We start from the raw sequence: 13,051 nt of genomic DNA, 5'->3' as shown, positions 1-13,051 counted from the left end.
CGCGCCGGTCACGGGGCCGACCGCCGCTACAAGAGGTCCCGCGGCACCGTCTCGTTCCAGGTGCGCGAGAACACCCGCTTGCCGTCCTCGTAGCCGTCCAGCGTGGCATCGACACGGAAGTCGGTCCTGTCGCAGGTGAGCACGGTGCGGGTCTCCACGCGCACATCCCAGTCGTCGCGGTGGAAGCTCATCGTCCAGGCGGATTCGCCGCTCGCGGAGGTGAAGTCGTCGGCCACGGAGGTGTAGCGCTCGTAGGCGCGGCGGCCGACGTCGAGGTCGATGTCATCGATGTGGACGACACCGCGGTCCTTCACGATCTCCAGTTCGGCCGCGTAGTCCACGAGGTCACGGGTGACCCGCCAGCGCTGCTCGGGGGCGGTGACCTGGGTGCTCGGCGGGGGCTCGGTCCCCTCGGGATCGCCGAAGGGGTCCTGCGGCGACTCGTCGTTCCCGGCCGTCGGCCGCACCGGCAGCGTCAGGACGCTTGAGGTGTCGTGCACGGTCAGGAGCACCGGCTCGGGCGGCGGCCAGGCCAGCGGCCAGTAGGACGTGGACAGGGAGAGACGGATGCGGTGACCTGCGGGGAAGGACTGCGCGACGCCGTTGAGCCGGACGGTGACGCGGTAGCGGCGGCCGGGTTCGAGGGGCTCGGGCGCGTCCTCGCCGCCGTCCCGGCGGGTGAGGTTCAGCAGGCCGTAGGTGACCCGCGTCGCGGATCCGCGCGGTGCCACGTCGGACAGGCGGGCCGCGACCATGGCGACCGGCTCACTGACCGAGACGTCGAGTTCGACCGTCGGTGAGCCGAGGATCTCCACGCGTTCGGTGAGCGGTTCGGTCTCGAAGACCAGGGAGCCGCCGTCCTCCTCGCGCTGGTCGTAGGGCAGGTCCGGCGGGGCGTTGTAGGAGGCCCATTTGCCGGCGAACTGCCCCACGGACAGCGGCGACTGGACGGCCATGCCGCCGTCACCCCTGCCGTCCCCGGCACCCTTGCCGTTCCCGCCGCTCCCGGCGCCCTCGTCACTCCCGGCGCCCTCGTCACTCCCGGCGCCCTCGTCGCTCCCCGTGCCGGACCCGGTGGCCTCCGCCTTCAGACCGCCACCGGACATGCGGTAGTCGACCGGGGTGATCCGCGAGGAGGGCCAGTCGGGTTCGGCGACCCACCGGCCGGGGCGTTCCTCGTACGAGGTGGAGGGCGGCACGCTGTCCTGCATCCACGCCCACAGCATGGGCCCGTCCATCACGCCGTTGTCGACGCCCTTCAGCCAGTGGTCCCACCAGCGGACGACCTCCTGGAGGTAGCCGATGGCGGGCCCCGGCTCGCCCAGGTGCGGGAACTTGTGCGACCAGGGCCCGATGAGTCCCTTGCGGGGCACGTCGAGACGGCCGAGGAGCCGGGTCACGGCGTTGGAGTAGCCGTCCGCCCAGCCGCTGGAGGCCAGGACGGGGCAGCCCACGGCCCGGTAGTCCTCGCAGACCGACGCGTGCCGCCAGTAGTCGTCGCGGCGCTGGTGGCGCAGCCATTCGAGGACCCAGGGCCGGGTCCCTTCGAGGCGTTCGTGCCACATCTCGCGCCATTGTGGGCCCACGACCGCGGGGTCGGGCGGGCAGGTGCCGTAGGCGAACATGGTGCCCGCCTCGCCGAGGTTGTCCGAGAGGAGGGCTCCGCCCATGTAGTGCATGTCGTCGGCGTACCGGTCGTCGGTGAAGGACGAGATGACGATGGCGCCGAGGCTCGGCGGCCGGCGCGCGGAGACCTGGAGGGCCGCGAACGCGCCCCAGGAGAGCCCCATCATGCCGGTGGTGCCGTCGCACCAGGGTTGTGCGGCCAGCCAGGCGAGCACGTCCTCGGCGTCCGTCTGCTCCTGCTCCAGGTACTCGTCGCGCAGCACGCCCCCGGAGTCCCCGGTGCCCCGCACGTCGACCCGCACGCAGGCGTACCCGTGACCGGCCATGTAGGGGTGGTGGATCGCGTCGCGCTCCGCCGTCAAATCGCGTTTGCGGTACGGGATGTACTCCAGGATCGCCGGTACGGGATCACTGTCGGATGAGGTGGGCCGCCAGATGCGGGCGGACAGCAGGGTGCCGTCGGAGGCGGGGATGGTGACGTGGTCTTCGGTCTTGATGTCGTACGGGAGGTTGCTCACATGACGCATCGGGCGCTGTCGCTCCTTACTGGCCTTGCTGGTGGTGCCTGCCGCGGATCACGGGTTCTTCGTGTCGCGGCTGCCCGGCCGGGTCTCGTCGAAGGTCAGGCCGAGGGCGGCCACACACTTGTCGTACTTCTCCCGCAGGTCGTCCTCGCTGTCGCCGCCGGTGAAGATGTGCGCGAGCTCGTAGCTGTAGCTGTCCTGCTGGGGCAGGTCGGACAGGCGCTGCCCCTCGTGGGGCGAGACGTCGATGCGGACGCCGGGGATGCTCTCCTCGATCCGGTCGAGGTCCTCGCGGCTGGGGACGTCGTGCACGGTGGCGTCCGCGAACCAGCGGTGGTACCACTTGGCCGCCATGCGGTACCGGCCCTGGTGGTGGGGGAGCCCCGGGTCCTCGCCGCGGGCGAGGCGCAGCATGCAGTGGTGGTTGGGCACGCCGTCGACGTACTCGAACATCTCCGCGTGGGACTGGGAGTGGCGGGGGTTGATCTCCAGGATGTTCACGGCGTCGGTGCCGGGGTCGTAGAAGAACTCGATGCTGAACGTCGCCGAGTCCATGCCGATCTGGCGTATCACCCGCTCCGATATGTCCCGCATCCGCCGCTGCACCGGCTCCGGCAGGGCCGAGGGGTACTGGTGGCGCAGGAAGCAGGGCGAGCCGGGGTAGTTGATGGAGTCGAGGATGCCGTACACCGTCACCTCGCCGTCGCGGGCATAGCCCTCCACCGCGGCCTGCACACCGGCGAGGGCTTCCTCGGCCAGGCACACGGCGCCGCCGACGTCGGCCATCTCCGGCGGCAGGTCGAGCCGTTCGAGGACGTACTCGAAGGGCTTGCCCACGCGGTCGATGCCCGCACGGATCCGGGCGACGGCATCGGCGAACTCCGCCTGGTCCTTCACTCCGTAGGCGAGTTCGGACGAGTACGAGAGGGCGGGCTTGAGCCACATCGGGAAGCGCACGCCCTCCGGGGGCCGCGGGTCGGCCGCGTCCAGGTCCACCCGTCCGAAGCGGGGATGGGCGTCGGTCACCTTCTGCTGTTCCAGCCGGCTCCAGTACTTGTGCTCGCACTTGACGATGGATTCCAGGCTGGTGGTGCGGGTGCCGTAGCGCTCGCCCAGGATCGGGACGAGCGTGCTGACGGGGAAGTCCCAGTAGCCGACGATCGCGTCGACGGACCCGTCGAAGCCGTCGAGGATCTTCTGGGCCTTGGCGATCAGGTCGGGCATCGAGACCTCGCCGTGCTGCAACTCCTCGATGGTGAGCAGCTGGTGGAAGCGGTAGCGGTCCGCGTCCGGCACGGCCGACAGGGTCGGCAGATTGGCCTCGTCCAGGCCGCAGACAAAAATGTTCTCTGTCACGTGGGGTCCCAACAGCTCGAAAGCGTACGGAAAAAAATGGATCGAGGTGGCTGGGTACCCGGGCCGCGGGGCCCGAACCCCGCTCAGCCGGCCACGTCGGCCGGGGCCGCGGACCGCGCGCCGTCCTCCTGGGCGTGCAGGTGGTACACGTTGAACGCCCGCCGGATGACCGGCTGCGCCACATTGCGCACCGGCACGCCACCGCTGGTCATGCCGTGTTCCGTGCCCGCGTGCGCGTGGCCGTGCACGGCGAGGTCGGCGCCCGCGGTGTCCATGGCCTCGGCCAGCAGATAGCTGCCGAGGAACGGGTAGATCTCCAGCGGCTCCCCGGCCAGTGTGTCGGGTACGGGGGAGAAGTGGGTGAGTGCGATGCGCGTCCCGCAGCCCGCCCCCGCGAGATCGTCGAGAGCCGTCCGCAGCCCGTCGGCGCACCGGCGGGTGTACCGGATGAACTCCTTCATCATCGGTTCCCCGAACTCGCTGCCGCAGCGCCCGACGAACCCGCCGCCGAAGCCCTTGGTGCCGGCGACGCCGACTCGCGTCCCGTCGATGTCGAGGATCGTCCCCTGCCCTTCCAGGACCTGTACGCCGGCGTCCCGGAGCACGTCGGTGACCTGCTCCGGCTGCTCGTCGTGGTGGTCGTGGTTGCCGAGGACGGCGACCACGGGCACGCGCAGGCCGGACATCTCGCGGGCGACCACCCGCGCTTCCTCCGGGGTGCCGTGCCTCGTCAGGTCACCGGCCAGGAGCAGCAGGTCGGCGCATTCGGGCAGGGTCTCCAGGGCCGGCCTGAGCAGGCCCTCGCTGTCGAGCCCGAGGTGGATGTCTCCCACAGCCGCGACGCGGATCATGTCACTTCCTCCGGACGGTCCGGGGCCGCTGTCTCGGCCACGATGACGTCGTACCGGACGGTCAGTCCGGTGAGTTCCTCGTCGATGGTGCGCAGGAGCTGCTCGCGGCACTGGGCGGTCGGGACGGTCCCTGTGACCGTCACCCCCGGACCGCGTGCCTCTATGCGCACCCCCAGTTCGCCGAGTTCCTCCGCCGCGAGACGGTCCTGGAGGTGGGCGATGCGGTAGTCGGTGTTCGGGGCGGTCATGAGTGTCCTCCCTGGGGTGCCGGGCGGCCTGCCCGCTGCGCCGAGGGGTCCTCCTGGGGCTCGATGACGTCGAGGCGCTCGAGGAGGTAGAGGAAGGCGGCGGGCATCGGCTCTTCGCCCCGCTCGCTGCGGATCTGCTCCCAGTCGACCCTCTCCCGCAGGAGCCGGGCGATCGGCAGGACGGCACCGAAGTCGCAGTGGTGCTCGGAGAAGGCGCCGATGAGGCTCCGCAGCAGATCGGTCGGCGCGAGGACAGGCATGAACACGGAGTCCACGGGCAGCTCCGCCGCCCTGTCCAGGAGTTCCGCGGTGACGGGTTCGCCGCCGAGGCGGAAGATGAGGTCGATGTCCTGCCCGAGGCACTTGGCCTTCAGGAGCCAGTCCTCCGGCGGCGCGTACACCTTCAGGCCCGACTCCCGCAGCGTGAGGGCGACGGCGTCGGCGTCGTCGGGCCTGACGCAGAAGTCGGCGTCGTGCTGGAAGTTGCCCGTGCCGCCGTGGGCGTAGACGGCCACGCTGCCCGCGAGCGCGAAGTGGTGACCGTGCTTCTTGAGGAGGGCGCCGACCTGCTTGGTCGCCTCCAGGATCGCTTGGTTGCGGTCGGGCGGCAGCGGTTCCGCTAGCACGTCGTGCCGCCGGTGCCGCTCGGCCTGCCCCGCGACCGCGCGCAGGTCGGGGGTGTGGCCGGCTTCGTCGCGTGCGGCGTCGTCCGCGGCGGGCATCACCGCTGCTCCGCCGGGGAGGGAACGGGGCCGGGTGCGGGATAGGGGTTCGGCCGGGGGGTCGGCGGCACGGGGTCGGGCTCGGGGCGGGGCGGCGCCGGGGGGACCGGGTCGGGCCCGGGAGCGGGGACCGGCCCCGGGGCGGGCCCGGGCTGCGGGTCCGTCGGCCCCGGCGCCGGGGTGGGACGGGGCGGCGTCGGGTCGTTCGGTGGCGTACTCATCGGGCCCCTTTCCGGAACGGACTCCTGGGCCTGCGAGAACGGACGGGACGGGTTCTCCGAGCCTCGGGAGTCGCTGGTGTCTGGGTGTCTTCGAGACGGGCTGACGGTGTGACGAGTTTCCCGTGCGGGGCGTCCCAATCACGACCGCACGGTGCCGCCGCGCGGAGGTGGGGCAGGCCGGGCCTGCTCGCGGGGGCCCGTCCCGCCGCTGCGGCGTGCCGGGCCCCGGGCGGGCCCTCTCGTGGCCCGCTGGGCCGAACGGGTGACACCGGCGCTGGGGAGCGAGGGTGTGCCTCCGCACCCTTTCGCCGCTGGAGCGCCGGGTCACCCGGGTACGCACGGCTCGGGGTGAGGGGTGCGGGGTGAGGGGTGAGGGGTGAGGGGTGTGCGGCGGCTTCCGGCGAGTGGGCCGACGACGGCTGCCCCGGGGCCTCACCCCCGTGCCCGCCCGCTACGGCAGCTCGTCGTCACGCACCTCGTGCATGGCCGCCTCCTCGGCGCCCGCCGCCCCGCCGTCGATGCCCGCGTCGTCGGCGATGAGTTCCTTCGTGGTGTCCGGGTGCGCGCCCTCGTCCGGTGCCACCAGGCGGCCGGAGCGCTTCGCCCCGGTCTCCGGGTCGAGCGGTTCCCCCTCGCCGCCGGGCAGATCGCCGATGCCGTCGCCCGGGAGCGGTTCCGTGTCGGGCACCTCCTGGCGGAGCCGTTCGTCGAGGCTCTCGCCCTCGTGCTGTTCCGCTGCCGTGGTGCCGGTCTTGGTGACACCGAGGGGCTTCTCCGGGGGCGAATACCCCTCGTCGAGCATGTCGTCGTACGTACGCTCGTCCACCGCGTCCTGGAGGTCCAGCGGTGCGGCGTCCTCCTGCTCCTCGTTGGTCCCGGTGGGCTGGTAGGCGTCGTCTGCCATGTTCTGGTCGCTCATGACATGTCGCAGTGCCCGGACAAACATGTTCAAAACATGGTGCCCGGGCACCGGCCCGTGCGCCCCGCTCGGCGCCCGGCGTCAAACGCGGTGCGGGGAGCGGGGCGGAGGGCCCGGCGACTCACAGGTTGTCGCCCCAGCCTCCCTGGATCATGGTCTGGAAGGCCCACTGCCCGTCGCGCCGGACGAGGATGTCGGCGTAACGGAGCTGCTGGCTCTCGCCGTTCGCCGTCATCGTCGAGTCGGTGAAGACCACCGCCATCGCGGGGGAGAGGAACACCGGGGTGCGCACGGATTCGAAGGTGATGTCCTGGGAGCCCTCGCCCATCACGTGGGTCATGGTGCCCACGAACTGCTCGCGGTCCCACTGTGCCGACCGGCCGTTGCCCGCGGAGTCGTCACTGACCAGGTTGAGCGGGAAGACGGCGAGGTCCGCCATGGCCTGGACGTCGCGCTTGGCGCTGTGCGCGTCGTATGCGGCGAACCAGGCGTCCAGGCTCGAGCGGTCCTCGTCGGTCGGGACGTATCCGGTCTCGGGGAGGAAGGTCACGCGGACTCCTGTCGCAGAAGAAGAAAGTGAAAGTAGTCAAAGTTGATTACGACGAGGACTCTATGCCCGCCCTCACCCAATAGTCAAACTTGATTAGCTGTGATGCCGCTCACACGTTCCATGGCGCCGTCGCCGACGGGCACGGGGGAGGAGTGGTGACGGTCCGGAGGAGAGGTCAGACCTTTTCGAGGGGCCGGTGCGGCTCGTCGGGGAGCAGTGCCTCGATCCTGTCGCCGGGGCGCACCACGCCGCCCGTCCGCACCACGCTCATGATGCCGGTCTTGCGTACGAGGTTGCCGTCCGCGTCGCGCCCGACGACCCGCTTCAGCAGACCGCCCTGGAAGGCGTCGATCTGCCGGCACGGGTTGCGCAGCCCCGTCACTTCGACGACGGCCTCGTCGCCGATGTGCAGCAGGGTGCCGGTCGGCAGGCCGAGCAGGTCGATGCCGCGCGTGGTGATGTTCTCGCCGAGATCACCGGGCGTCACGGTGAACCCGTCGGCGCCTACCTCCGCGAAGAGCTCCTCATGGATGAGGTGGACCTGGCGCAGGTTCGGCTGGGTGGGGTCGTGCGCGACCCGTGAGCGGTGCTTGACGGTCACACCGGCGTGGACGTCGCCCGCCACCCCGAGCCCGGCAAGCAGCGTGACGCTGTCGCGGTTCGGCTTCGTGAAGGAGTACGTGCCGTTGCTGCTGACCGCGGTCACTGTTCCGCTCATCCGTGGACCCCCTCCTCGGTGACAAAGATCAACCACCACTCTAGACCTGGGGTCCGGGGCACGGGTCGTGCCGGTCACGGGGGCAGCACCTCAAGACGGACCCGACCTCGGGACGGACCTGACCTCGCGACGGACCCAACCCCGGGACGGACCCGCCGCGGTCGAGCCGCCCGTCAGCGCCGCGTCAGTGCGCCGGGGCAACCTGATGTGCGTCAAGGGGAACGGCCCGGAGCACACCCGGACCGCCCCCGAGACCGGGAGAGGTGCCCGGAGTGGTTTATCGGGGACCGGAGTTCGCTTCAGTCGGGCGCAAGCCCACGCAGGTTCGAATCCTGCCCTCTCCGCAACGAAACACAGCGCGTCCCGCCGAGGGACTCCACCCGGACCGCCACGGAGACGGCGCCCACCGACCGCGGGAACAGGGTTCCGACGAAAAACCCGTGCAACCCGAGCGCCTCGGGGGCGACGTCGATGACGCGGCAGGCGTCGGCGAGGGCGGTGAGCCCGTGGTCCCGGTCGCTGGCGCGGGCCCGCAGCCCCAGTTCGAGGTCACTACCGAGAACGCGCTGCCGTCCCCGCCCTGGCTCAGGAAATCAGACCTTCCCGGAAGAACCGGCGGCGCGGTAGCCCTCCCGGCCCCTGAGCGGTAGCCCTCCCGGCCCCTGACGGGCTGCGGCCCGGGACGCGGGCGGTGATGCTTCGTAGAGGGCGCTGACGGCGCGAGCGACGCGGACGGCGTGTGCGTCGGGGAGCCGTGGGAACAAGGTGCCTCAGCGCAGGCCGGTTCCGCGGGGCGGACGGCGTGGGCCCTCGCAGGCGCGCGAAGGAGGCTGGCATGGCAAGGGGAGACCGCAACGGGAGCGCGGATGCCGCGACCGGCACGCTCACGACCTCCGTACCGGCACGGCTCGACCGCCTGCCGTGGTCCCGCTGGCACTGGACCGTCGTCATCGGGCTCGGCACCGTCTGGATCCTGGACGGACTCGAGGTCACGGTCGTCGGCAGCATCGCCGGCCGGCTCTCGGAGGAGGGCAGCGGACTGCCCATCACCGCGTCGCAGGTGACCGGTGTGGCCGCCGCGCTCTATGTGGCGGGCGCGTGCGCCGGAGCCCTGTTCTTCGGCTGGCTGACCGACCGCTACGGGCGCAAGAAGCTCTTCCTGATCACGCTGGCCGTCTATCTCGCGGCCACGGCGCTCACCGCGGTGTCCTTCTCCAGCTGGTGGTTCTTCGCGTTCCGCTTCCTGACCGGCTTCGGTATCGGCGGTGAGTACGCGGCCATCAACTCGGCCATCGACGAGCTCATCCCGTCCCGGTACCGCGGCCGCGTCGATCTCATCATCAACGGCAGCTTCTGGCTCGGTGCGGTCGGCGGCGCCCTGCTCTCCGTGCTCGCGCTGAACACGGACGTCTTCGCGCCCGACGTGGGCTGGCGGCTGACGTTCGCCCTCGGCGTGGTGCTCGGCCTCGTCATCCTGCTCGTACGCCGCAACGTCCCGGAGAGCCCGCGCTGGCTGTTCATCCACGGGCGCGGGGACGAGGCGGAGGATCTCGTGCGGGGGGTAGAGGAGAAGGTCACCGAGGAGAGGGGCGAGGCGCTGCCCGAGCCCGCGGGTGAGATCACCATCCACGCGCGCAGGAGCATCGGCTTCGGCACGGTGGCGAAGACCGTCCTTTCAACCTACCGCAAACGCTCGGTGCTCGCCTTCTCGCTGTTCATCGGGCAGTCGTTCCTCTACAACGCGATCACCTTCGGCTTCGGTGCCATCCTCACCACGTTCTTCGACGTCCCCAGCGGATCGACGGGCTACTACTTCGCGGTGATGGCCGTCGGCAACTTCCTCGGACCGCTGCTGCTCGGCCGCCTCTTCGACACGGTAGGCAGGCGCATCATGATCTCCGGTACGTACATCCTGTCCGGCCTGCTCCTGTTCGGCACCGCCTGGCTCTTCGACGGCGGGCACCTGACGGCGAAGACCCTGACGGCCTGCTGGTGCGCGGTGCTCTTCTTCGCATCCGCCGGCGCGAGCTCCGCGTATCTGACGGTCAGCGAGATCTTCCCGATGGAGACCCGGGCGATGGCCATCGCCTTCTTCTACGCCATCGGTACGGCGGCCGGAGGCATCAGCGGCCCGCTGCTCTTCTCCGAACTCACGGAGACGGGTGTGGTGTCCGACACGGTGCTCGCCTTCCAGATCGGCGCCGGCCTGATGTCGCTCGCGGGCCTGGTGGCCGCCGTGCTCGCCGTGCCCGCGGAGCGGCGCTCGCTGGAGGACATCGCCACACCGCTGTCGGTCTCGGCGCCTGCGGCGCCCGCGGGGAGCAAGGGGTAGAGTCCGCCGGTCCGCCCCTGGTCAGCGCTGCGAGTCCTCGGGGTGGGCCTGCGTCCGCAGCTGCCAGTACTCGCCCAGGCAGATCTCGGGCAGCGGCGGGAACCGGTGGCCTCGTACGTCGGTGCTCCAGTGGTGCTCGCCGCCGCAGTCGCACTCGTAGATCCCGCTGTCGGGGACGATCTCACCGGGATGCCATGACGTCTGTTCATCGCTCATGACTCAGGTCTACGACGACCTTCCGCGCATCGCTACTGTTAGTCACCTGAACGGCTCCCCGCTAACATGATCCGCCTCACAACGATCGCCCTGATCGCTGGTCCTCCACCGGAAAACCATGCTATCTAGCGCAAAGTGAGACATATAGCCAATACATAGACGATATATAGCCCATATCTAACAAAACGGCCAAACCATTGATATCTATAGCATCGCAAATGTTTTCCAGAGAAAAATGTGCATCTGTGTTCGCCGCGTGGCGTCAACCACGGGCGATGCTGTGGACAGCGGCGACCGTGGTGGCCCTCGGCTTTCTCATCGCCCTGGAGATCGCCGCGCGTCATTACGGCCTCCCGGGGCCGATCGCCAATCAGGCACGTGAGGTGATTTTCGCCCCCGCCTCGGGGCCGCTGCTGTATGCCGGTATGGCGTTGATGATGGTGGTGCTCACGTGGCGACAGCGGTACATCGCTTTTGGTACCGCGGTCGGAATCGATGTCGTCTTCGCTCTGGTGCGGTGGCCGCTCGACGCGAAGATGATGTTCGGCAACGGCGCGCTCTGGGTGATCCTGGGCTGTGCGGTCATTGCCGTCACGCGCCGCACCGGCGCGGAACGCGTCCTGCTCCTGAAGGGCGTCGGCCTCGGCCTGCTCCTCGTGGCGGGCCGCAAGACCGGTGACGCCTGGCTGCTCATCACCTCCAAGACCCGCCCGACGGTGCTCGACCCCTACCTGGCCACCGCCGACCACGCACTCGGCAACCCCTCGTGGGTGGTGGGGCGACTGGTCAGGGCCACCGGCCCGGCCGGCTCCCACTTCCTCGACTTCGTCTACGTCCAGCTGGCGGTCGCGGCGGTCCTCGTCGCCCTGTACCAGCTGCGCAACGTGGCGGTCGAGCGCCGCTTCCCCGGTCATCACCTGGTGCGCACGTTCCTGGTGATCGGCCTCCTCGGACCGGGCATCTACATGATCTTCCCGGTGGTCGGGCCGATCTTCGCCTTCGGCTCCGACGGGGGGCAGTGGGCGATCGCCGACCTCTGGCCGGACACGCTGCCGGCCCACGCCCCGAACCCGATGCCGTTCGACGAGATCACCCCGCGCAACTGCATGCCCAGCCTGCACACGGCATGGGCCACCGTCATCTTCATCCATTCCCGCAGGGGGCCGCGGCTCCTTCAGTACGCGGGTGCTTTCTGGCTCCTCGCCACGCTCGGCGCGACGCTGGGATTCGGTTATCACTACGGCGTGGACATTGTCGCCGGGGTGGTGTTCGCGGTCACGATCGAAGCCGCGATGCGCTCGCTGGACCGCGGCTGGGACCGGTCGGGAATTCAGCTGGTCGTGCACGGCACGGTGGTTTTCGCGGCGCTTCTGGTGTCCTATCGCTATCTGCCGATGGAAATGGCCAGATATCCGTGGGCGTTCGGGCCCCTGCTCATTCTGGCCATGGCTTCCGTGATACACGGCTACGTACGGACCACCCGGCAGTGGGAGCCGAAGGCGGTGCCGGTGCCGAAGCCGGAACCACAGCCCGAACTCGTCTGAGTGGTGAGGGGCCAAGGGGCGCCCTACCGTGAGAGGAAGCAGGGAAGGGGCGTGCATCCACTGGGTGCGCGCCCCCTTACGCCCTCTGCATCCGAAGACCTCGAGGCAGTCCGGAGGTTCGCCATGCCCCGCCCCGTGTGGTCCGGCGCCATCAGTTTCGGCCTCGTCACGATCCCGATCAAGGTGATCGCCGCCACGGAGGACCACTCCATCCACTTCCACCAGTACCACCTGGAGGACATGGGGCGGATCCGCACCCGCAAGGTGTGCGAGATCGAGGACAGGGAGGTCGGCCAGGACGAGATCGGCAAGGGGTACGAGGTGTCCAAGGACACCCTCGTCGCCGTCTCCGACGAGGAGCTGCGCGAGATCCCGCTGCCGACGGCCAGAGCGATCGAGATCGCCGCGTTCGTCCCCTACGAGAGCATCGATCCGATACGGATCCGGGAGGGCTATTACCTGGAGCCCGACGGTGGCGTCGCAGCGAAGCCGTACACACTGCTGCGGAAGGCCCTGGAGCGGAACGCGAAGGCGGCCGTCGCCAAGTTCGCCTGGCACGGCCGCGAGCGCCTCGGACTCCTGCGCATCCGTGACGACGCCATCGTCCTGCACGCGATGCGCTGGCCCGACGAGATCCGCTCCCCGGAGAGCCTCGCCCCCAAGGACGTCGACATCGACGACAGCGAGATCGACCAGGCCGTACAGCTCATCGACTCCATGACGCGCGAGGAAGGCATCGAGGGCGCGGAGTGGGCCGCGGACCGGTACACGGAGGCGCTGGAGGACGTCATCCACGCCAAGGCGGAAGGCAGGAGGCCGCCCCGCGCGGAGACGGAGGAGGCGCCGTCCGGAGAGGTCGTGGACCTCATGGCCGCCCTCGAACAGTCCGTGCAGCGGGCGCGCAGGACCCGCGGCGAGACAGGTGCCGACGCGGATGTGCACGAGCTGAAGCCGAAGAAGGCCGCGGTGGCCCGGAAGCAGACGTCGGCGAAGAAGTCCGCGACGGCGAAGCCCAAGTCGTCCGCGGCCAAGTCGTCTACAGCTGAGTCGTCCGCGGCCAAGAAGTCCACAGCCGGTAGGAGCACGGCGAAGAAGTCCCCGGCGAAGAAGTCCACGGCCAGGAAGTCCCCGGCCAAGAAGTCCACGGCGAGAAAGTCCACGTCCGGCGGGCAGCGGCGGAGCGCCTGAGCAGGGCTGTGGCCAGCGGCAGAGCGCCTAAGCGGG

Annotated in this window: 12 protein-coding genes and 1 tRNA gene; 4 read left to right on the top strand and 9 right to left on the bottom strand. The window is 70.1% G+C overall.

Features of this window, described 5'->3' with window-relative positions:
* Nucleotides 1-26: 26 nt before the first annotated feature.
* The 8 genes from ACH4DX_RS20055 to ACH4DX_RS20020 all read right to left on the bottom strand — a co-directional run bounded on the left by ACH4DX_RS20055 (nt 27) and on the right by ACH4DX_RS20020 (nt 7,735).
* Nucleotides 27-2,153, bottom strand: a complete 2,127-nt coding sequence (locus tag ACH4DX_RS20055) for a CocE/NonD family hydrolase (RefSeq protein WP_398156090.1) — start codon at nt 2,151-2,153, stop codon at nt 27-29.
* Nucleotides 2,154-2,201: 48 nt separating this feature from the next.
* On the bottom strand, nt 2,202-3,506 hold the full coding sequence (locus tag ACH4DX_RS20050; RefSeq protein WP_398156089.1) for an acetyl-CoA carboxylase biotin carboxylase subunit family protein: 1,305 nt from the start codon (nt 3,504-3,506) through the stop codon (nt 2,202-2,204).
* An 83-nt stretch (nt 3,507-3,589) separates the two neighbouring features.
* The gene (locus ACH4DX_RS20045; RefSeq protein WP_398156088.1) at nt 3,590-4,357 is read right to left on the bottom strand and encodes a metallophosphoesterase; all 768 of its coding nucleotides are present in this window, start codon (nt 4,355-4,357) and stop codon (nt 3,590-3,592) included.
* On the bottom strand, nt 4,354-4,605 hold the full coding sequence (locus ACH4DX_RS20040) for a hypothetical protein (protein WP_398122295.1): 252 nt from the start codon (nt 4,603-4,605) through the stop codon (nt 4,354-4,356). Before ACH4DX_RS20040 ends, ACH4DX_RS20045 begins: the two co-directional genes overlap by 4 nt.
* A complete protein-coding gene (locus ACH4DX_RS20035; protein WP_398156087.1) occupies nt 4,602-5,327 on the bottom strand; it encodes a hypothetical protein in 726 nt (241 codons plus the stop codon). The genes ACH4DX_RS20040 and ACH4DX_RS20035 overlap by 4 nt, the downstream gene beginning before the upstream one ends.
* Before the next feature lie 672 nt (nt 5,328-5,999).
* Entirely contained in the window at nt 6,000-6,467 is a 468-nt protein-coding gene (locus tag ACH4DX_RS20030) for a DUF5709 domain-containing protein (RefSeq protein ID WP_398122297.1), read from the bottom strand.
* Nucleotides 6,468-6,588: 121 nt separating this feature from the next.
* Nucleotides 6,589-7,017 carry a DUF4440 domain-containing protein gene (locus tag ACH4DX_RS20025; protein ID WP_398122298.1) on the bottom strand — a complete coding sequence of 143 codons (429 nt, stop codon included), beginning with the start codon at nt 7,015-7,017 and terminating at the stop codon, nt 6,589-6,591.
* Between the two features lie 175 nt (nt 7,018-7,192).
* On the bottom strand, nt 7,193-7,735 hold the full coding sequence (locus ACH4DX_RS20020; protein ID WP_398156086.1) for an MOSC domain-containing protein: 543 nt from the start codon (nt 7,733-7,735) through the stop codon (nt 7,193-7,195).
* 257 nt (nt 7,736-7,992) lie between these two features.
* Between ACH4DX_RS20020 and ACH4DX_RS20015 the strand changes: the two genes are divergently transcribed.
* Together ACH4DX_RS20015 and ACH4DX_RS20010 are read left to right on the top strand one after the other, a co-directional pair.
* A tRNA-OTHER gene (locus tag ACH4DX_RS20015) sits at nt 7,993-8,079 on the top strand.
* A 491-nt stretch (nt 8,080-8,570) separates the two neighbouring features.
* Nucleotides 8,571-10,067, top strand: a complete 1,497-nt coding sequence (locus ACH4DX_RS20010) for an MFS transporter (protein WP_398156085.1) — start codon at nt 8,571-8,573, stop codon at nt 10,065-10,067.
* A 21-nt stretch (nt 10,068-10,088) separates the two neighbouring features.
* Here ACH4DX_RS20010 and ACH4DX_RS20005 read toward each other — a convergent pair whose 3' ends face one another.
* Entirely contained in the window at nt 10,089-10,283 is a 195-nt protein-coding gene (locus ACH4DX_RS20005; RefSeq protein ID WP_398122301.1) for a hypothetical protein, read from the bottom strand.
* A gap of 275 nt (nt 10,284-10,558) precedes the next feature.
* Here ACH4DX_RS20005 and ACH4DX_RS20000 point away from each other — a divergent pair, with 275 nt between their 5' ends.
* Nucleotides 10,559-11,827, top strand: a complete 1,269-nt coding sequence (locus tag ACH4DX_RS20000) for a phosphatase PAP2 family protein (protein WP_398122302.1) — start codon at nt 10,559-10,561, stop codon at nt 11,825-11,827.
* A 123-nt stretch (nt 11,828-11,950) separates the two neighbouring features.
* Nucleotides 11,951-13,015: a Ku protein gene (locus ACH4DX_RS19995; RefSeq protein ID WP_398156084.1), complete on the top strand. Its 1,065-nt coding sequence runs from the start codon at nt 11,951-11,953 to the stop codon at nt 13,013-13,015.
* The last annotated feature ends 36 nt before the right edge of the window (nt 13,016-13,051 follow it).

The organism is Streptomyces sp. NPDC017940 (genome assembly GCF_044328435.1).
Lineage (GTDB): Bacteria > Actinomycetota > Actinomycetes > Streptomycetales > Streptomycetaceae > Streptomyces.
The sequence above is the reverse complement of the archived record's forward strand: the minus strand, read 5'-3'. Positions and strand labels throughout refer to the sequence as shown.